Origin of the sequence: Kocuria sp. NPDC057446, from assembly GCF_042802875.1 — a bacterium.
Classification (GTDB): Bacteria; Actinomycetota; Actinomycetes; order Actinomycetales; family Micrococcaceae; genus Kocuria.
The window spans coordinates 1-18,750 of the sequence record NZ_JBHVDI010000020.1 but is presented as its reverse complement, the minus strand read 5'-3'; the positions used below and the strand labels follow the sequence as shown (position 1 = coordinate 18,750).

The following is an 18,750-nucleotide window of genomic DNA, read 5'->3' as shown; positions in this document are numbered from 1 at the left end:
CACAGTGCGTCTACCGTGGTGCTGTGGCAGGGGATCCCCGGCCCGGAGAAACCGCAGGAGAGCAGAGGTGTGCCATGAGCCCGGAACCGACCCATGACGTGGTGGTCGTCGGAGGCGGTGCCGCCGGCCTGAGCGCCGCCGTCGCCCTGGCCCGCTCCCTGCGCTCGGTGGCCGTGGTGGACGCCGGTGAGCCGCGCAACGCCCCGGCCGCGGGCGCGCACAACCTCCTCGGCCGCGAGGGCGTCCCGCCGCTGGAGCTGCTGGCCGCCGGTCGGCGGGAGGCGGAGCAGTACGGGGCGGAGATCGTGACCGACCGCGCCGTCACAGCCCGCGCCGGGGAGCACGGGTTCACGATCGGTCTCGCCGGAGGCGGCGAGCTGCGCGCGCGACGGCTGCTGCTCGCCTCCGGGCTGGTCGACGAGCTGCCGGACGTGCCCGGCGTGGCCGAGCTGTGGGGGCGCAGCGTGCTGCACTGCCCGTACTGCCACGGCTGGGAGGTCCGCGGCCGGCGCATCGGCGTGCTCGGGGCGGGGCCCATGAGCGTCCACCAGGCGCTGCTGTTCCGCCAGCTCAGCGAGGACGTCGTCTTCTTCCCGGGTCGGATGGCCGACCCCGGTGCGGAGGCGTGGGAGCAGCTCGACGCCCTCGGGGTCCGGGTGGTCGAAGGCCCCGTGCAGCGGCTGCGCCTGGAGGGGGACGAGCTGCGCGCCGTGGTCCTCGACGACGGGCAGGAGGTCCCGGTGGACGCCGTGGTCGTGGCGCCCCGGTTCGTGGCGCGGGCCGACCTCTACGAGCAGCTGGGCGGCACCCTGACCGAGCACCCCGTCGGGGAGCTGATCGCCACCGGCCCGATGGGCAGCACCGCGATCCCCGGGGTGTGGGCGGCCGGCAACGCCGGCGACCTCTCGGCCATGGTCTCCGCCGCGTCCGGGGCGGGCCTCGTCGCCGCCGCGGCGATCAATGCGGATCTCGTGGCCGAGGACGCGGCCGCCGCCGTGCGGGCCCGGGCGGCTGTCTGACGACGTCGGGGTCGTAGCATGAACCGAGCCGCACGAGTTCTGGCACGGCGAGGAGCCTCCATGCACCGCATCCCCGAAGAAGTCGACACCCCGGACGTCCTGATCGACCGGGACGTGCTCCAGCGCAACGTCGAAAAGATGGCCGCGGCCGTGCGCGAGCGGGGGCTGCGGTTGCGCCCGCACGCCAAGACGCACAAGGTCCCGGAGATCGCGGCGCTGCAGCTCGCCGCGGGCGCGGCCGGGCTGACGGTGGCCACGCTCGGGGAGGCCGAGGTCTTCGCCGCGCACGGCGCCGAGGACCTCTTCGTCGCGTATCCGCTGTGGGTGGGTCCGCGGCAGGCGGAGCGCCTGCGCCGGCTGAGCGCCGCGGCCCGGATCAGCGTGGGGGTGGACTCCGCCGAGGCCGCGGCGGCCATGGGCGGTCAGCTGGGGGACGCGGCGGCGGGAATCGCCGTGCTCGTGGAGATCGACAGCGGCCACCACCGCAGCGGCGTGCACCCGGACGCCGCCGCGGACGTCGCCCGCGCCGCGGCCCGGGCCGGTCTGCGCGTCGAGGGCGTCTTCACCTTCCCGGGCCACAGCTACGCCCCGGGCATGCCGGTCGAGGCGGCCGCGCAGGAGCAGCGGGCCCTGGACCGGGCGGCCGGGCAGCTGGAGGCGGCGGGCTTCGCGGTGCCGCGCCGCAGCGGCGGCTCCACGCCGAGCGCCCTGCTGACCGACGGCGCGGCGGCCACGGAGGTACGGCCGGGGGTCTACGTCCTCGGCGACGCCCAGCAGCTGGAGCTCGGCCGGTGCGCCCTGGAGGACATCGCCCTGACCGTGGCCGCGACCGTGGTCAGCCGGCACGAGGGCGGCCCCGCGGGCAGCACCGACGGCAGCACCGACGACGGCGCCGACGACGGCGTGCCGCGGCGGATCGTCCTCGACGCCGGCAGCAAGGTCCTCGGCAGCGACCGGGCCGCCTGGGCCACCGGCCACGGGCGGCTGATGGACCACCCGGAGGCGCGGATCACGGCGCTGTCCGAGCACCACGCCACCGTCGTCTGGCCGGAGGACGCCCCGCTGCCCGCCCTCGGCGAGCGCCTGCGCGTGATCCCCAACCACGTGTGCCTGACCATGAACCTCGTCGACGACGTGGCCGTGGTGCGCGACGGGGCGCTGCTGGAGCGCTGGACCGTGGCCGCGCGGGGTCGCAACTCCTGACCCTCGGCGCGCCGCCCGACCACCGGCCGGGCACCGGACGCTCCGGGACCGCCCGGCCCGGCCGTTCGGCGGTCCGGACCTGTGGATCAGCGCGGGGGCGGCGGTGGAGCGGGGGCGCCCTGCGGCGGGGCGATCTTCGGGAACGCGCGGGAGGCGCCCGCGGCCGCGGTGTCCGGGGCGCCGGAGGAGCCCGGCCAGGCGCGGCCGGCGGCCGGGTCCCAGCGGGTGTCGACCACCTTGCGCTGCACCACGATCGCCAGCCCCAGCACGGCGAGGCCGATCAGGGCGATGAGCAGGATGCCGCCGACGGACCCGATCTTGGCGGCGGAGCCCACGGCCACCCCGAACCAGCCGAAGTCGGCGTCGCCGAAGGTGGTGTTCTCCTCCCCGAAGGCGCCCAGGACGGAGAGCAGGAAAGCGGGCAGGAACGTGATGAGCAGGCCGTTGACGAAGCCGCCGGCGAGGGCACCGCGGCGCCCGCCGGTGGCGTTGCCGTAGACGCCGGCCGCGCCGCCGGTGAAGAAGTGGGGCACCAGCCCGGGCAGGATGAGGGCCAGCCCGATGGCGGGGTTGAGCCAGACGGAGAGCACGAGCAGCCCGATCAGCCCGCCCACGAAGCTGGAGATGAAGCCCAGCAGCACGGCGTTCTGCGCGTAGGGGAAGACGATCGGCGCGTCGAGGGCCGGGATGGCGCCGGGGACGACCTTGGCGGCGATGCCCTGGAAGGCCGGGACGAGCTCGCCCAGGATGGTGCGCACGCCGAAGAGGATCACGGCCACGGCCACGCCGAACTGCAGGCCCTGGGTGATCGACATCATCACGTAGTTGCCCACGCCGGTGGCCCCGCCCTCGAACGCGGTGAAGGCCTCCTCGGCCCCGGCCCGGGCGAGGAAGAGCACGGCGAGCACCACGTACATCAGGGCCATGGACAGCGCCGTGGCCACCATGGAGTCGCGGAGGAAGCGCAGCCCCTCCGGCAGCGCGGTGTCCTCCGTGGACCGGCTCTTCTTCCCCACGACCTGCCCCACCGCGCCGGCGGCGATGTAGCCGGCGGTGCCGAAGTGCCCGATGGCCACGCTGTCGTCGCCGGTGATCCGGCGGGTCCAGGGGTGGGCGAGCGCCGGGAGGGAGACCATGAGGATGCCGAGGAGCACGGCCCCGAGCAGCACGGTCACCCAGCCGTCGTAGCCGGCGGTGGCCAGGATGATGGTCAGCATCGTGGCCATGAACAGGACGTGGTGGCCGGTCAGGAAGACGTAGCGCAGCGGGGTGAAGCGGGCGAGCAGGAGGCTCACCGCGAAGCCGAGGATCATCAGCCACGCGACCTGGGCCCCGTACTCGGCCTGGGCGATGCCGGCGATGGCCTCGTTGGTGGGGATCACGCCCTGGGCGCCGGTGGCGCCCAGGATCATGGCGCCGAGGGGTTCCAGGGAGGCGACGACGAGGGTGGCCCCGGCGCCGATCAGCAGGAAGCCCAGCGTCGCCTTGATGGCGCCGCCGATGATCTGGCCGGTGCTCTTGCGCAGGGCGGCCAGACCCACGGCGGTGATGATGCCGATGAGGAACGCCGGGACGGCGAGGATCTCGCTGACCAGGAACTCGGGGATGCTGACGAGCCAGTTCACGGGTTGCCTGCCTCAGACGTCGTAGAGCTCGCGCAGGGCGGCATCGAGCTCGGTGGTGCTGGTGAAGTTCTCGATGACCTTCACGGGGACGCCGACGTCCCCGAGGGTGCGGGCGATCTCCCCGGAGGTGAGGATCAGGTCGGCCTCCTTGGCCTTGCCGCGGGCCGAGATGGTGTCGGTCGCCTCGACCGTGAGGTACCGCCCCCAGCCCCAGTGGTCGAGCACCTGCTCCAGGGTGTTCTTGAGGAAGAGGCTGGTGCCGAGCCCGTTGCCGCAGACGGTGAGGATCTTGTTGCGGCTCTCCGCGGCCGCCTCCGTCGTCGTCGCCCGCTCGGCGGGCACGGACCCCTCGGCAGCCGCAGGCCCCTCGGAGGGTCCCGGCTCCGTGGAGGAGGCCGGTGCGGGCGCCGCGGACCGCTCCGGGGCACCCTCCGCCAGGACGGCGAGGAGCTCCTCGGGGGTCCGAGCCCCGTCGAGGGCGGCCCGGGTCCGCGGCGAGCCCAGCAGCGTGGCGAGCTTCCGCATGGCCTGCAGGTGCTCCTTCTGGTCCTTCGCGGAGAGGGCGACGACGAGGGTCACGGGGTCGTTCGCCGCGTGCCCGAACTCGACCGGGCGGGCCAGCCGGACCCAGGACATCGCCGTGCGGTGCACGGCCTCCGAGGGCCGGGCGTGGGCGAAGGCGAAGCCGGGCGCCACCACGATGTACGGGCCGTTCTCCTCGACGCTCGCGATCATGGCCCGCGTGTACTCGGCGCCGGTGGCGCCCTGCCGCTCGAGGAGCTCACCGGCCAGGGCGACGGACGCTCGCCAGTCGTCGGCGGTCGCGTCGAGCAGGATGGAGTCCGGATGCAGCAGACCGTCGATGTCGGACATGTCTGACATGCTACTTCATGCGCGCCGCATTATGTGATTCACATCACATTCATTTTCCGGCAACCCCGTGGGAGCAGGGGTCCTGCCCTGCGGGGCCGCACGGATCTGGCATGCTGGCGCAAGCACCTGTCCCGCGGGCAGGAGACCACCGCACCCCGGGGAGGACCCAGATGAGCCAGCGCGCCGTGCCTGCGCACGCCCTGCCGTGGGTCGTCGTCGGCATCGTGCTCGTGGCACTGAGCCTGCGCGGGCCGATCATCGCCCCGACGCCGGTGGTCACCCGGATCCAGTCCGAGCTCGGGCTCTCGGCGGCGACGGCCGGTCTGCTCACGGGCCTGCCGGTGCTGCTCTTCGCGCTGGCCACCCCGCTGGCCTCGAAGCTGATCGGCCGCTTCGGCCCGGAGGCGGCGGTCCTGGCGTGCCTGGGCGGCGTGCTGGCCGGCACCCTGATCCGCTCGGCCGGCCCCGCCCCCGTGGTCCTGGCCGGCACGGTGGTCATCGGCGCCGCGATCGCCGTCGGCAACATCGTGGTCCCGGTGATCATCCGCCGCGACGTCTCCTGGCGCCGGATCCCCACCGTGACCGCCGCCTACACCGCCGCCCTCAACGTCGGGTCGATGATCACCGCCCTGGGCACCGCGCCGCTGGCCGCGGCGGTCGGCTGGCGGGCGGCGCTGGCGGCCTGGGGTGCGCTGACGCTCGTGGCCCTGGGCTTCTGGCTGGTCGTGGCGCACCGCCGGGCCGGCACGCCGCACACCACCCCCGCCCCCGCCGAGCCCGACACCGCCACCGGGGCGCTGCGGCAGGCCCGTGGCACCGCGCAGATCCGGCGCGTCGGCTGGTGGCTGACCCTTGCCTTCTGCGGGCAGGCCTTCTCCTACTACTCCGTCACCGCCTGGCTGCCCACCCTGCTGACCGACACCCGCGGACTGAGCCTGGCCGCCTCCGGGGCCGGGGCGTCCCTGTTCCAGGTCGCCGCCATCGCCGGGGCCCTGGGGGTGCCCCTGCTGTCCGCCCGCACCCCGGCGTGGACGCCGGTGGCCGTCATCGGCACGCTGTGGATCGTCCTGCCCCTCGGGCTGCTGCTCGCCCCGGAGGGCTACCTCGCGTGGTCGATCGTGGGCGGCGTCGCCCAGGGCGGGGGCTTCACCACGATCTTCTCGATCGTCGCGCGCATCGTGCGCTCCGACGCCGAGGCCGCGGCGACCTCGGCCCGCATCCAGGGCAGCGGCTACCTCGCCGCGACGGTCGGCCCGCCCCTGATCGGGGCACTGAACGCCGGCACCGGAGGTTGGGCCGTTCCGCTGCTGGTCGTCCTGGCCGCCACCGTGCTGTTCCTGGTCGGGGGTCTCCTGGCCGTCGCGCAGACCCGCCGCCTCGGCGCGTAGGGGCCGGCCCTGGGCCCCGGGCCGGCCCGGGAACCGCGGGTCACCGCGGCGCACTGCGGGTCACCGCGACTCACCGCGACTCACCGCGACTCACCGCGACCGAGAAAGCCCGCAGCCCCTCCTCCGGATTAGGTCAGGAAAGCGTCAGCTAATCCCCTGCCGGACTGCTACAGTCGAGCCACGATCCACTGAGGGTACCCTTACCCGCTCCGCTCGACCGAAGGCTCCGCCCATGTTCCGTGGAACCACGCTCCCCGCCGGCACGCCCGTTCCCCGCTCGCTGGGAGACGCCCGGGAGCCCGATCTCGACGGCGACTTCGCGTTCGCGGGACGCCACGGGATCCTCCTCGCCCGCCGGGACCGCGCCCTGCCCGCCGCACGGGTCACGGACGGCGGCGTGGCGGCGATCCTGGCCCGCCTGGACGAGCTCACCCGCGAGCTGCCCGATGCCGGGACCCGCGGCGCCGCGCGACCGGTGGTGTGCGGCACCATCCCCTTCGACCCGGACGAGCCGGCCGACCTGTTCCTCGCCGAACGGCCCGCGTGGACGCCCCGCCCGGCGCCGACCGCTCCCGTGCCCCTGGCGCGGCAGCTCGTGCCCACGGCCCCGGCCGCGGACCCGGACCACCGCGAGGCGCTCGCCGAGGCCCTGGACCGCATCGGCCGCGGGGCCGCCCCGCACCTGCAGCTCGCCCGCGCCCTGGATCTGGAGCTGCCCGCCCCGGTGGACCCGGAGCGGCTGTGGGAGGAGCTGGTGGCCCGGGCCCCGGGCGGCCACGCCTTCCGGGTGCGGCCCCGGGACGGCGGCACGGTGCTCGGGGCGGGCCCGGAGCTGACCGCCGAGGTGCGTCCCAGCGGCTTCGGCGCCCACCCCCACACCGGCTGCGCTGCGCGCCACCTCACGGTCTCGGGCGACGCGGCCGCCCAGCAGTCGCTGCTGCGCTCCCCCGCCGCGCGCCGGCGGCACCAGGACGTCGTCGAGCACCTGGCCCGCCGCCTGGCACCGCACGCCGCCACCCTGCACGTGCCCGCACAGCCCAGCGTGCCGGGCACCGACGCCGCCTGGCGCCTCGCGACCCGCCTCACCGGCCGGCTGCACCGGGGCACCGGCGCGCTGCACGCGGCCGTGGCGCTGCACCGGTCCGACGGCGACGCCCCGGACCGGGAGGCCCTGTCCCTGGTCCGGGAGCTCGAACCGCGGCCCCGCGGGCTCGTCGGGGGTCTCGTGGGCTGGACGGACGCCGCCGGGCACGGCCAGTGGGTGCCGGTCCTGCGCAGCGTGCACGTGCACGGCGCCCGGGTCCGGCTGCACGCGGCCGCGGAGCTGGACGCCGGCACCACCGTGGACGGTGCCCTCGCGGAGACGGCCGTGAATCTCGGCACCGTGCGCTCGGCGCTCGCGGCCGCCGGCGCCCCGACGGAGGCCGCCGCGACCGCGCACGCCGCCTGAGCGGTCCCGCCCCGGGGACCGGGTGTCAGTCCAGCTCCACCACGGTGACCGGCAGCGGCAGGGACTCGGCGTCGAAGGCGGTCTGCTCGGAGAACGGCACCCCGGACTCGTCCCGGCCGAAGCACAGGGCCAGCACCTCCCCCGGCTCGGTCCCGGCCATCAGGGTCCAGTGCTGGCCGACGGCGTCCACGGCGTGGGCCTGGTGGTCGAGGTCCGCGTCGCCCTCGACGTCGGCGAAGCGGGCCCGGTAGGCCGCCAGCTCCTCGGGGGTCTGCAGCACCCCGGCGGAGACGATCGCCTCCTCGTCCCCGGTGAGGGCCGGGGCCACCGGATAGGCGATGCGGAACGGCGGCTCGAGCACCTCCAGCAGCTCCCGGGCGGGGGTGGCGTCGTCGCCGCGCAGCCAGAGCCGGCCCGTGCCGTCCACGAAGCCGGCGTACTCCTCGTCGTTGGGGTAGAAGCACAGGAAGCCGGAGCCCGGGATGCGCGCGGCCAGCCCGCTGAGGTCCGCGGCGTGCTCCACGGTCAGGAATCGGGTGAGGGGCTCCAGCGGCAGAGGTTCCACGGGCGATGTCTCCTAGCGGTGCGGCGGGCAGGGCGGTGGGGCGGGGGGACGACGACGGGGCGGTGGCGCCCGGACGCTCTACGCTACGCCGCCGGTGGCCCGCCGAGCGACGGGCCTGCGTCCCTCACCGCTCCGCGCTCCGCTCCGAGGCCAGTTCCCGGGGCAGGACCCGCCGCAGGACGTCGGAGAGGGTGATCACCCCCACGAAGCGGCCGTCGTGCAGGACCACCGCGAGCTGCTCCCCGACCTCGCGGATCCGGGCCAGGGCCTCGTAGACCGGGGTGTCCGCCTCGAGCACGAACGCCGGGCGGGCCAGGCCCCGCACAGCACGCTCCAGCGGCTCGAGCAGCGTGTCGCGCACATGGACGACTCCGGGAGTGCCGCCGTCGGCGTCCTCCACGAGGACGCGCAGGTGCCCCGACCGGGCGGCGGCCTCCTGAACGTGGGCGACCGTGGCGTCGGCCGGCACCGCGGTCGGCGCCCGGTCCGGGGCGACCAGCGCCTCGACGGTCAGCTTCTCGAGCTCCAGGACACCGGAGAGGTGGGTGCGGAAGGACGCGTCGAGGGCGCCCACGGAGGCGGAGTGATCGACGAGGTGCCGGATCGTGTCGACGTCCTGGCCGCCGACGGCCGCCCGGTCCACCGGGGTGACACCGCTGGCGGAGACCAGCCGGTTGGCGATCGCGTTGACCCACACCAGCAGCGGCCGCACCAGCCAGATGAAGCCGCGGGAGGGCACGCCGATGAGCTTGGCCGAGGTCTCCGGGTAGGCGATCGCCCAGGACTTCGGTGCCATCTCGCCGACCACCAGGTGCAGGAACGTGACGAAGAGCAGCGAGAGGGCGAAGGCGGAGCCGTCGGCCAGCTCCTCGGGTGCGCCCCAGGAGGCGAACACCGGGCTGAGCCACGCGTCGACCGCGGGTTTGGTGACGGCGCCGAGCGCGAAGGTGCAGGCGGTGATGCCCAGCTGCGCGCCGGCGAGCATGATGGTCAGCTCGTTGGTCCCGCGCAGCGCGGCACGGGCGGCGCGGTTGGTCGCGGCCTCGGCCTCGAGCCGGTGGCGGCGGGCGCCCAGCAGGGCGAACTCGACGACGACGAAGAACGCGCTGAGCACGATGAGCAGCACGGTGACGGCGATGACGATCAGCGGGTCGCTCATCGGTCCCCCTCCTTCTCGGTCCCGTCGGTCTCGGTGCGGGCTGCACCGCCGCCGGGCGGCTCGGCGCCGTCGGCCGTGGACTCGACGAGCCGCACGAGCAGTTCGCTGGGCACGTGCCGGGAGAGCTCCAGCACCTCGACGTCGAGCACCCGGTGGACGGGGCGGCCGAGGACGAGGTCGCGGGGGTCGTCGGCCAGCTCGACCCGCACCGTCTCCCCGGCGGCCGGCAGCTCACCGCGGTGCGCGATGAGCAGGCCCGAGATGGTCTCGTAGTCCCCCTCGGGCAGTTCGTGGCCGACCGCGCGCTCGACCTCGTCCACGTGGATGTCGCCGGTCATCCGCCAGGTGTCCCCGTGCTCCGGGGTGATGGTGGCGGGCGGCTCGTCGTCGTGCTCGTCGGTGAGCTCCCCGACCAGCTCCTCGGCCAGGTCCTCGACGGTCAGCACGCCGGCGAAGCCGCCGTACTCGTCGATGACGCAGGCGAGTTCGTTGTGGGACTCCGTCAGCTGCGCCAGCGCGTCGGGCAGCGACATGAGCGTGGGCAGCACCAGCGGGGGCGCCATGATGGTGGCGACCGCGGCGTCCTCGGAGGCGCCACCCCGCAGCAGGTCGACGAGCTGCACGACGCCGAGGGGCTCCTCGGACGCGGAGATCACCGGATAGCGGGTGTGCTCGTGCGCCATCAGGACCCGCAGCTCGCCCACGGTGGTGTCCGGGGAGACCGTGCCCACCTGCGACCGGGGGATCATGGCGTGCTCCACGTCCTGGTCCGGGAAGTCGATGATGCGGTCGATGAGCACCGACAGCTCGTCCGGCAGGTCACCGCTCTCGCGGGAGTCGGCGACGATGCGCTCGAGGTCCTCCACGGTCGCGGTCGTGTCCACATCGTGCACCGGCTCGATGCGGAACAGGCGCAGCAGGGCGTTGGCGGCGTGGTCGAACACGGTGATCAGCCACCCGAAGAGCGCCAGGTAGATCGTGGTGGACCGGGCGAGCGCGCGGGCCAGCGGCTCGGCGTTGGCGATCGCCAGGTTCTTGGGGTACAGCTCGCCGAAGATCATCTGGACGACGGCGGCCACGACCAGCGCGCCCACCGTTCCCACGGAGACGCTCAGAGCGGCCGGCACTCCGGCGGCACCGAGCAGCACGCCCAGGGACTCGCCCACCATGGGTTCGGCGACGTAGCCGATGAGCAGACCCGTGACCGTGATGCCGAGCTGGGCGCCGGAGAGCATGAACGACGTGCGGCGGGTGACCTTCAGGGCACGCTGGGCGGCCTTGTCGCCGTTCTCGGCGCGGGCGCCGAGGCGAGCGCGGTCCACCGACATGTAGGCGAACTCCTGGGCCACGAAGTACCCGTTGGCGGCGATGATCGCGAGGATCACGACGACGCCGAGGAGCAGGGTGAGGACGGCCGTGATCATCGGGGGCCCATCCCCCGGTCGGGGGAGCCGGGCGGGCGCCCGCGGCTGGGGTCAGTTGTTGCGTGGAAAGGACAACTGTCGCCCGGGTCGTCGGACGACCCGGTGCTGGCAGGCGATGGGCCCATGGTGCTGGTTCACGCTCTCCGTGCTCGAGGGGTCGGATGGTTCCACAGTATCTTTCGCGATGCGTGACCGGGAGGCGGCAGCGCCCCGGCGGTCCGCGGGCCACCGGAACGGCGGCCTACTGGAACACCGGCATCAGCAGCCCCGCGAGCAGGAGGACCGCGCCGCAGATCCCCAGCGCCCACGCGGGGCGGTGCGGAGTGCTCAGCCGCCACAGCTCCGGGTGCCGGGAGTGGTAGTAGACCACCACGTCGGACCCCGGCGCCGGCGCGGGTGCCGGTGGGCGGCGCCAGGGCTCCTCGTGGATCTCGTAGCGGGTGGTGTGCCAGCGCAGGGAGTGGGCGCCGTCCCGCAGGACGTGGATCGCCTCGGTCCGGTGCCACCGCGCGTGCAGGCAGCGGATGATCAGGGCGGCCGCCACCAGGGCCACACCGGTGTTGGTGGCGGCGGCGCCGAGCACCTCGAGCAGAGCCGCTCCACTGAGTCCGGTCACGGACCGAGCTTAGTGGTGGACCGGGCGGCGTCTCAGGGAGTTCTCCTCTTTCCCAGGATTCTCGCGGCTGGGGTTGCTAGGTTCTCTGCTTCCTGCGGCCTGATGCTGGGCCACCCTGTGCACGAGTGAGATACGGAGATCATGAGCGCCCACTGCGACGCGCCCTGTGACAGACCCCGGCCTTCGGGCCGTGCAGACGTGACGAGGTGGTGGGGCTGATGGAAGTCCTGTCGATCCTCGCCGGGGTGGCGCTGATCGCCGCCTGCGGCGCCTTCGTGGCCGCCGAGTTCTCGCTGATCACCGTCAACCGCAACGACGTCGAGGCCGCCGCGGCCACCGGCGACCGCCGGTCCGGCGGGGTGCTGCGGGCGATGAAGACCCTGTCCACGCAGCTCTCCGGGGCGCAGCTGGGCATCACCGTGACGAACCTGGGCATCGGCTTCCTGGCCGAGCCCGCCATCGCCGCCCTGATCGTGGGCCCGCTCACCGGTGCCGGGCTGTCCCCCGTGGCGGCCCGTTCGGGCTCCATCGCCCTGGCGCTGGTGCTCGCGACCGGCCTCACCATGATCTTCGGGGAGCTGGTGCCCAAGAACCTGGCCATCTCGAAGCCGCTGGCCACCGCGCGTGCGGTGAGCGGCTTCCAGCGCGGCTTCACCAGGACCCTGGCCTGGCCGATCCGGCTGTTCAACGGCAACGCCAACCGGATCGTGCGCGCCCTCGGCGTCGAGCCGCAGGAGGAGCTGGCCTCGACCCGCTCCCCCGAGGAGCTCGCCGGGCTGGTGCGCCACTCCGCCGAGCGGGGCGCGCTGGCCGCGGCCACCGCCGAGCTCGTCGAGCGGTCCTTCGCCTTCGGCGACCGCCGGGCCCACGACGTGATGACCCCCCGGGGTCAGATGACCACGCTCGCCCCGGACGCCACCGTGCAGGAGCTGCTGGCGGCCTCCAAGGCCTCGGGGCACTCCCGCTTCCCCGTCCTCGACGCCGGGGAGGGCACGGTCCGGGGCCAGGTGCACGTGCGCCACGGCCTGGCCGTGCCCTATCCGGAGCGGTCCACCGTCACCGTGGGCGAGGTCATGGGCGAGGTGAACTTCGTCCCGGACACCGTGGAGCTGGACGAGCTGATGGACGTCCTGCGCGCCGGGAGCCTGCAGATGGCGGTGCTGATCGACGAGTTCGGTGACACCGCCGGGCTGGTCACCCTGGAGGACCTGGTCGAGGAGCTCGTCGGGGAGGTCCGCGACGAGCACGATCCCGAGCCGGAGCCCGTGACCGTGGAGGCCGACGGGTCCTGGGACCTCTCCGCGGCGCTGCGCCCGGACGAGGCCGCCGAGCACCTCGGCGTCGCGGTCCCCGAGCACGAGGACTACGAGACCCTCGCCGGCCTCGTGACCCTGCACCTGGGCCGGCTGGGGGAGGTGGGTGACCGGGTCACGGTGGCGGCCGCCCCTGTGCCCGGGGAACCGGAGGCCACGATCACCTTCGAGGTCACCGCCCTGGACGCCCACCGCATCACCGCGGTGGGCGTCCGCGTGCACCGTCCCGACGGCGGATCGACCCCCGCGCACGCCCCGGAGGGCCGCGCCGTGGGAGCCGCCGCATGCGGCGCGGAGGTGACCCGATGAGCGAGGTCACCGGTCTGGTCCTGACCGTGGTGCTCCTGAGCGCCAACGCGTTCTTCGTCGGGGCGGAGTTCGCCCTGATCTCCGCCCGGCGCACCATCGTCGAGCCCCGGGCGCTGTCCGGGTCCTGGGCCGCGAAGGTGACCCTGGGCGCCATGGAGAACGTCTCGCTGATGATGGCCGGCGCACAGCTGGGCATCACCATCTGCTCCCTGGCCCTGGGCTACATCAGCGAGCCGGCCATCGCCCACCTGCTGGAGGTGCCGTTCGCCGCCCTCGGCGTCCCGGGAGCCTTCGTGCACCCGATCGCCTTCGCGATCGCCCTGTCCCTGGTGACCTATCTGCACGTGGTGTTCGGGGAGATGGTGCCCAAGAACATCGCCCTGGCCGGTCCGGAGCGCATGGCCGTGGTGCTGGCTCCCGTGCTGGTGGGCATCGTCACCGTGCTGCGCCCGCTGCTGTGGGTGCTCAACGGCATCGCCAACGGGATCCTGCGGCTGCTGAAGGTGGAGCCCCAGGACGAGGTCACCTCGGTGTTCACCCGCGACGAGGTCGCGGCCCTGGTCGAGGAGTCCCGTCACGGGGGTCTGCTGGAGGCCAACGACGAGCGGCTGCTGCTCGGGGCCCTGACCTTCGAGGAGCGCAGCGTGACCGGGATCGTGATCCCGCTGGACCGGGTCACCACCCTGCCCGCCGGGGTCACCCCCGCCCAGGCCGAGACGGTGGCCGCCGGCGGGTTCTCCCGGTTCCCGATCTTCGACGTCTTCGGGGAGCTCGCCGGGTACGTGCACATCAAGGACCTCATCGAGATCGACGAGACCGCCCGGGACACCCCGATCGACCCGCTGCTGATCCGCGCCCTGCCCACGATCGACCGGGACATGCCCCTGCGCCGGGCACTGTCCCTGATGCAGAACACCGGCGCGCACCTGGGCCTGGTGCTCGACGGGCGCGGCAGGACCGAGGGCATCGTCACCCTGGAGGACGTGCTGGAGGAGCTCGTCGGGCAGATCCGCGACGACAGCCGCAAGCTCCAGGTCCGGTAGCGCCGCGGGACCGCCCCGCCCGGGCGCGGCGGGACGGACCGGGGTGGCGGATCCCGCCGCCGTCCTAGGCGCAGTCCAGCGCGGTGCGCAGCGCCTCGAGGTTGTCGCGCATGACCTGCTGGTAGTCGGCGTTCTCGTCGGACTGGTTCTCGACCGGGTCCAGGACCGCCGTCTCGATCCCGTGCTCGGCCGCCAGGGTCTCGGCGACCTTCGGGTTGACCAGGGACTCCGAGAACACCGTGGTGACCCCCTCGGTCTCGACGACCTCGCCGATCTCGGCCAGACGGGCCGGGGAGGGCTCGGTGTCGGGGTCGAGCCCGGCGATGCCCACCTGCTCGAGGTCGTACTTGTCGGTCAGGTACCCGTAGGCCTCGTGCGAGACCACGATGGTGCTCCGCTCGCAGGTGGCCAGCCCGTCGGCGAACTCCTCGTCCAGGGCGGTCAGCTCCGTGGTCAGCTGCTCGGCGTTGGACTCGTAGGTCCCGGCGTTGTCCGGGTCGACCTCGGCCAGCTCGTGGGCGACCTCCGTGGCCACCGCGGCGAGCCGCTCCGGGTCCAGCCAGAAGTGCGGGTCCTCCCCGCCGTGGTCGTGCCCGTGATCGTGGTCGTGGTCGCCCTCGGCGTGCGACCCGTCGGCGGAGGCCTCCGCGCTGTGCGCCTCCTCCGCGGCTGCGTGCTCCTCGGCGGAGTGCGCCTCCCCGCCCTCCACGCCGGCGTGCATCGCGTCGAGGACGTGCTCGGGGGACGTCTGGGCCACGGCGTCGTCGACCGCCGGCTGGAACCCGGACAGGTACACCACCGCGTCCGCGGTGCGCAGCGTGTCCACGGCGGCCGGGGACAGCTCGAGGTCGTGCGGCTCGGCGCCGGCGGGGGTCAGCGACTCCACCTGCACGAGGTCCCCGCCGACGCGCTCGGTGACGTACTGCAGCGGGTAGAAGGAGGCCTGCACGCTCAGGGCCTCCCCGGCGTCACCCGTACCGGTGGCCGAGGGGTCGGCGGAGCCGGAGGCGCAGGAGGCCAGCGCGAGGGCGGCGGTCAGGGACAGGGGCACGGTGAGGGCGCGAGACAGGGTCATGAGAACAATTCTCAACCAGTCTGAGAATCGTTGTCAAAATACCTCCGACGGGCGGACGCTCAGGATTCGCGCCGGCAGGCGTCGCAGATCCCGTGCAGCTCGATGGCGTGGGAGACCTCCGTGAAACCGTGCCGGCGGGCGGTCTGCGCGGCCCAGCGCTCCACCTGCGTCTCGGCGACCTCCACGGTGTGCCCGCAGCGGCGGCACACCAGGTGGTGGTGGTGCTCGGTGCGCCGGCACCGCCGGAACCTGCTCTCGCCGCCCTCGGTGGCGAGCACGTCCACCTCGCCGGCCTCGGCCAGGGCGTTGAGGTTCCGGTAGACGGTGGCCAGGGAGACGGACTCGCCCTGCTCCCCCAGCATGGCGTGGAGCTGCTGGGCCGAGCGGAACTCCGGGGTGCGGTCGAGCAGCTCGCCCAGGGCGGAGCGCTGCCGGGTGGTGCGGGACATGATCAGGCTCCTCGCAGCTGGAGGTCGTCCTCGACGTCGTGGAGGTGCTCGGCCCCGTGGGCGCCGCCGTGGCGGTGGGTGCGCCCCAGCAGGGGGCGGGCGATCAGCGCCACCACGTAGCAGGCGATGGCCAGCACCACGATCGTGGCGCCCGGGGACAGCGGGTGGAAGTAGGTGACGGCCAGCCCGGTCACGCAGACCCCGACCCCCACGGCCATGGCCGTGCCCATGGTGCCGGCGAAGGACCGGGTGACCAGCTGCGCCACGGCCACGGGGACGATCATCACGGCCGAGACCAGCAGGACCCCGACCACGCGCATGGACACGGACACCGTCAGGGCGGCCATGACCGCCACCAGGATGTTCAGGGCCCGCACCGGGAGCCCGGTGGCGAGGGCGAACTCCTCGTCGTGGCACAGGGAGAACAGGGCCGGGCGCAGCCCGATCCCCACGCCGAGGACCACCGCGGCCAGCCCGGCGGTGAGCCAGACGTCCAGGGGGGTGACGGTGGCGATGGACCCGAAGAGGTAGCCCGTGAGGTTCGCGGACGTGCCGCCGGCCAAGCCGATCAGCAGCACCCCGCCGGCGATGCCGCCGTAGAACAGCAGCGCCAGCGCGACGTCGCCGCTGGTGCGCCCCTTGGTGCGCATCACCTCGATGAGCACCGCGCCGATGACGGCCGCGACCACCGCCCCGGGCACGGCCAGGGCGTCGTGCGGGGTGAGCCCGGCGGCGGAGCCGGCCAGCCAGCCCATGGCCACGCCGGTCAGGGCCACGTGGCCGATGCCGTCGCCGAGCAGGGCCAGTCGCCGCTGGACGAGATAGGTGCCGACCACCGGCGCGGAGATCCCCACCAGGGCGGCGATCAGCAGACCGCGCTGCATCAGCGGGCTCGCCAGCATGGCGGTGAGGGTCTCGAGCATGGTCACTGCGGCTTTCCGTGGAGATCGGGGGCGGTCGGGACGGCGGAGTGCTCGTCCCCGTGGGGGTGCAGGTGCTCGTGGTCGGGGGCGTCGTGCCCCGGCGCCGGCAGCGGAGGGCTGCCGTCGTGCACGATCCGTCCGTGGCGCAGCACCACGGCACGGTCCAGCAGAGGGGCCAGCTCGCCGAGTTCGTGGAGCACGACCAGGAGCGTGGTGCCGTCGGCCTGCAGCTGCGCCAGGATGCTGGCCACGGACTCCTTGGAGGCCTGGTCCACCCCGGACAGGGGCTCGTCCAGCAGCAGCAGCCGGGGCCGCCGCACCAGGGCCCGGGCGATCAGCACCCGCTGCTGCTGCCCGCCGGAGAAGATCGCCACGCTCTCGCGCGCCCGGTCGGCCAGTCCCACCTGCTCGAGGGCGTCGAGGCACGCGCTGCGGCCGCCGGCGCCCGGGCGCAGCCGGCGGTGCCCCGTCAGCCCCGAGGCGACGACCTCGAGCGCGGTGGCCGGCACCCCGGCGCCGACGCCGACGCGCTGGGGGACGTATCCGATGCGGGACCACGGGACGTTCCGGCGGGCGCCCGTGACGTCGGTGCCGAAGAGCCGGGCCTCGCCGGAGGCGACGGGCACGATACCGAGCAGCGCCTTGATGAGGGTCGACTTGCCGGAGCCGTTGCCGCCCATCAGGGCCACGGCCTCGCCGTCGGCCACGGTCAGGTCCACCCCGCGCAGCACGGGAGCCGCACCGAGGACCACGGCGAGGTCCTCGGTGCGGATCGCCGCGGAGAGCGCCGCCCGGTCCGCCGGGACGTCGCCCGGCGGGGTGGAGGAAAGTTTCATGAGAGCCATTCTCAATCCAATGAGAACGATGGTCAATTCGGCGCACGGCCCCGGAGTCGGACCCCGTCCTGCTTTTTTTGAGAATGATTCCTATGTAGGGTGGTGGGCATGCGTCTTGTCATGGTCAGCTCCCTGGATGCCCTGAGCCGCCGGCGGGCCTGCGAGTCCCTCGCGGACGCCTTCCCGCGTGCCGTCGTGCTGGTGCAGGACCTGCTCGACGACGGTGCGGTGGTGCGCCGGACGTTCCGGGCGGGCGCACCCGAGGAACGGGTGACGACGTCGCTGGAGCACGGCTGCCCCAGCTGCGCCGTCCGGCTCGATCTCGTGCCGGCCCTCGACCGCCTGCGCACGGCCGGGGAGGAGCACGTGGTCGTGGGACTGCCCCCGGGAGTGCCCACCGCCACGGCGACCCGCGCCCTGAGCAGCCTCCTGGACCCGCCACCGGCCGTGGACGCGACCGTGCTCGCCTGCGCCCCGGCCTCGGTGGAGGACCAGATCTGGGACGGGCAGACCCTGGCCGAGGCCGGCTGCGCCACCGTGGACGGGGACGAGCGGACGCCCGGTGAGTTCCTCGTCGGGGAGCTGGCCCTCACCGACACCGTGCTGCTGGCCGACCCGGACCTGGTGCCCGTCGGCACCGAGGAGCGCGCCCGCGGTGTCGGGCTGCTGCGGGAGCTGGCCCGGCACGCCGACGTCGTCGAGCACGGCGCGCAGGTCCGGCCGGGGCGGCACCGTCCCGCGGAGGCCCTGCACCGCGCCGCCTCCGGATGCCTGGAGCCGCCCCGGGGCGCGCCGTCCTCGCCGTTCACCACCGTGGTGCAGCGGGTGGAGCGCCCGCTGCACCCGGAGCGCTTCCAGCACGCCCTGGCTGCCCTGGCCGCGGGCTGCTGCTGGCTGCGCGGGCACGTCTGCCTGGCCGTGGCACCGGAGTGCCGCATCCGCGTGGAGGGGATCGGGCCGCGGGTGTGGCTGGAGAACACCGGTCCGTGGCCGGTGGAGCAGCACCGCGGACCCACCGGGGGCCACGCGGTCCCGGCAGGTCCCGGGGTGCACGCCACCGTGCTGGCCGCCACCGGTGAGGACCTCGACGCCGCGGAGATGACCGACCTTCTCGCCTCCTGCCAGCTCACGGAGGCGGAGATGCGGTCCGGGATCACCGGGCTGGCCGATCCCTTCGGCATCAGCTCCCCGAGCTGAGCCCCAGGGGAATCCGCGGAGGGATCCGCCGGGGATCCGCACGGGCCCCGGCACCACGAGCAGGAACGACACCAGAACCACCATCCGGAACGACGACCAGGAGGACGGAATGAAAGTACGCAACTCGCTGCGCGCCCTGAAGAAGGTGCCCGGCGCCCAGGTGGTCCGCCGGCGCGGCCGCACCTTCGTGATCAACAAGAAGAACCCGCGCATGAAGGCCCGGCAGGGCTGAGCCGGGATCCCGACGACGACGAACGGCCGCTGCCGGACCTCGGTCCGGCAG

18 protein-coding genes are annotated in these 18,750 nt (G+C 74.2%); 8 read left to right on the top strand and 10 right to left on the bottom strand.

Annotated features, from left to right (window positions below):
- Positions 1-74 precede the first annotated feature (74 nt).
- A complete protein-coding gene (locus ACFU0Y_RS04415) occupies positions 75-1,019 on the top strand; it encodes an NAD(P)/FAD-dependent oxidoreductase (RefSeq protein WP_380213233.1) in 945 nt (314 codons plus the stop codon).
- 60 nt (positions 1,020-1,079) lie between these two features.
- A complete protein-coding gene (locus ACFU0Y_RS04410) occupies positions 1,080-2,222 on the top strand; it encodes an alanine racemase (protein ID WP_380213232.1) in 1,143 nt (380 codons plus the stop codon).
- Between the two features lie 86 nt (positions 2,223-2,308).
- Here ACFU0Y_RS04410 and ACFU0Y_RS04405 read toward each other — a convergent pair whose 3' ends face one another.
- Positions 2,309-3,847: a PTS ascorbate transporter subunit IIC gene (locus ACFU0Y_RS04405; protein WP_380213231.1), complete on the bottom strand. Its 1,539-nt coding sequence runs from the start codon at positions 3,845-3,847 to the stop codon at positions 2,309-2,311.
- Positions 3,848-3,859: 12 nt separating this feature from the next.
- The gene (locus tag ACFU0Y_RS04400; RefSeq protein ID WP_380213230.1) at positions 3,860-4,720 is read right to left on the bottom strand and encodes a PTS sugar transporter subunit IIA; all 861 of its coding nucleotides are present in this window, start codon (positions 4,718-4,720) and stop codon (positions 3,860-3,862) included.
- A gap of 170 nt (positions 4,721-4,890) precedes the next feature.
- Here ACFU0Y_RS04400 and ACFU0Y_RS04395 point away from each other — a divergent pair, with 170 nt between their 5' ends.
- Positions 4,891-6,108: an MFS transporter gene (locus tag ACFU0Y_RS04395; RefSeq protein WP_380213229.1), complete on the top strand. Its 1,218-nt coding sequence runs from the start codon at positions 4,891-4,893 to the stop codon at positions 6,106-6,108.
- A gap of 232 nt (positions 6,109-6,340) precedes the next feature.
- Entirely contained in the window at positions 6,341-7,558 is a 1,218-nt protein-coding gene (locus tag ACFU0Y_RS04390; protein ID WP_380213228.1) for a chorismate-binding protein, read from the top strand.
- 25 nt (positions 7,559-7,583) lie between these two features.
- Here the strand turns inward: ACFU0Y_RS04390 and ACFU0Y_RS04385 are convergent, their stop codons facing one another.
- The 4 genes from ACFU0Y_RS04385 to ACFU0Y_RS04370 all read right to left on the bottom strand — a co-directional run bounded on the left by ACFU0Y_RS04385 (position 7,584) and on the right by ACFU0Y_RS04370 (position 11,322).
- Positions 7,584-8,123, bottom strand: a complete 540-nt coding sequence (locus ACFU0Y_RS04385) for a hypothetical protein (RefSeq protein ID WP_380213227.1) — start codon at positions 8,121-8,123, stop codon at positions 7,584-7,586.
- Positions 8,124-8,247: 124 nt separating this feature from the next.
- Entirely contained in the window at positions 8,248-9,282 is a 1,035-nt protein-coding gene (locus ACFU0Y_RS04380; protein WP_380213226.1) for a CNNM domain-containing protein, read from the bottom strand.
- A complete protein-coding gene (locus tag ACFU0Y_RS04375; RefSeq protein ID WP_380213225.1) occupies positions 9,279-10,706 on the bottom strand; it encodes a hemolysin family protein in 1,428 nt (475 codons plus the stop codon). Before ACFU0Y_RS04375 ends, ACFU0Y_RS04380 begins: the two co-directional genes overlap by 4 nt.
- 241 nt (positions 10,707-10,947) lie before the next feature.
- Positions 10,948-11,322 carry a hypothetical protein gene (locus tag ACFU0Y_RS04370; protein WP_380213224.1) on the bottom strand — a complete coding sequence of 125 codons (375 nt, stop codon included), beginning with the start codon at positions 11,320-11,322 and terminating at the stop codon, positions 10,948-10,950.
- A 218-nt stretch (positions 11,323-11,540) separates the two neighbouring features.
- On the opposite strand from ACFU0Y_RS04370, the gene ACFU0Y_RS04365 reads away from it, so the two are divergent.
- Entirely contained in the window at positions 11,541-12,944 is a 1,404-nt protein-coding gene (locus ACFU0Y_RS04365) for a hemolysin family protein (RefSeq protein ID WP_380213223.1), read from the top strand.
- Positions 12,941-13,987 (top strand): hemolysin family protein, encoded by a 1,047-nt coding sequence (locus ACFU0Y_RS04360; RefSeq protein WP_380213222.1) that lies wholly within the window; start codon positions 12,941-12,943, stop codon positions 13,985-13,987. The genes ACFU0Y_RS04365 and ACFU0Y_RS04360 overlap by 4 nt, the downstream gene beginning before the upstream one ends.
- A gap of 64 nt (positions 13,988-14,051) precedes the next feature.
- Here ACFU0Y_RS04360 and ACFU0Y_RS04355 read toward each other — a convergent pair whose 3' ends face one another.
- The 4 genes from ACFU0Y_RS04355 to ACFU0Y_RS04340 are packed head-to-tail and all read right to left on the bottom strand — an operon-like array spanning position 14,052 to position 17,270.
- Positions 14,052-15,062: a metal ABC transporter substrate-binding protein gene (locus ACFU0Y_RS04355; protein ID WP_380213221.1), complete on the bottom strand. Its 1,011-nt coding sequence runs from the start codon at positions 15,060-15,062 to the stop codon at positions 14,052-14,054.
- A 59-nt stretch (positions 15,063-15,121) separates the two neighbouring features.
- On the bottom strand, positions 15,122-15,511 hold the full coding sequence (locus ACFU0Y_RS04350) for a Fur family transcriptional regulator (RefSeq protein ID WP_380213220.1): 390 nt from the start codon (positions 15,509-15,511) through the stop codon (positions 15,122-15,124).
- 2 nt (positions 15,512-15,513) lie between these two features.
- The gene (locus ACFU0Y_RS04345) at positions 15,514-16,440 is read right to left on the bottom strand and encodes a metal ABC transporter permease (protein WP_380213219.1); all 927 of its coding nucleotides are present in this window, start codon (positions 16,438-16,440) and stop codon (positions 15,514-15,516) included.
- Entirely contained in the window at positions 16,437-17,270 is an 834-nt protein-coding gene (locus ACFU0Y_RS04340) for a metal ABC transporter ATP-binding protein (RefSeq protein WP_380213218.1), read from the bottom strand. Before ACFU0Y_RS04340 ends, ACFU0Y_RS04345 begins: the two co-directional genes overlap by 4 nt.
- A gap of 108 nt (positions 17,271-17,378) precedes the next feature.
- Between ACFU0Y_RS04340 and ACFU0Y_RS04335 the strand changes: the two genes are divergently transcribed.
- Together ACFU0Y_RS04335 and ykgO are read left to right on the top strand one after the other, a co-directional pair.
- On the top strand, positions 17,379-18,467 hold the full coding sequence (locus ACFU0Y_RS04335; RefSeq protein ID WP_380213217.1) for a GTP-binding protein: 1,089 nt from the start codon (positions 17,379-17,381) through the stop codon (positions 18,465-18,467).
- A 109-nt stretch (positions 18,468-18,576) separates the two neighbouring features.
- Positions 18,577-18,699: a type B 50S ribosomal protein L36 gene (gene ykgO, locus ACFU0Y_RS04330; protein WP_026544400.1), complete on the top strand. Its 123-nt coding sequence runs from the start codon at positions 18,577-18,579 to the stop codon at positions 18,697-18,699.
- The last annotated feature ends 51 nt before the right edge of the window (positions 18,700-18,750 follow it).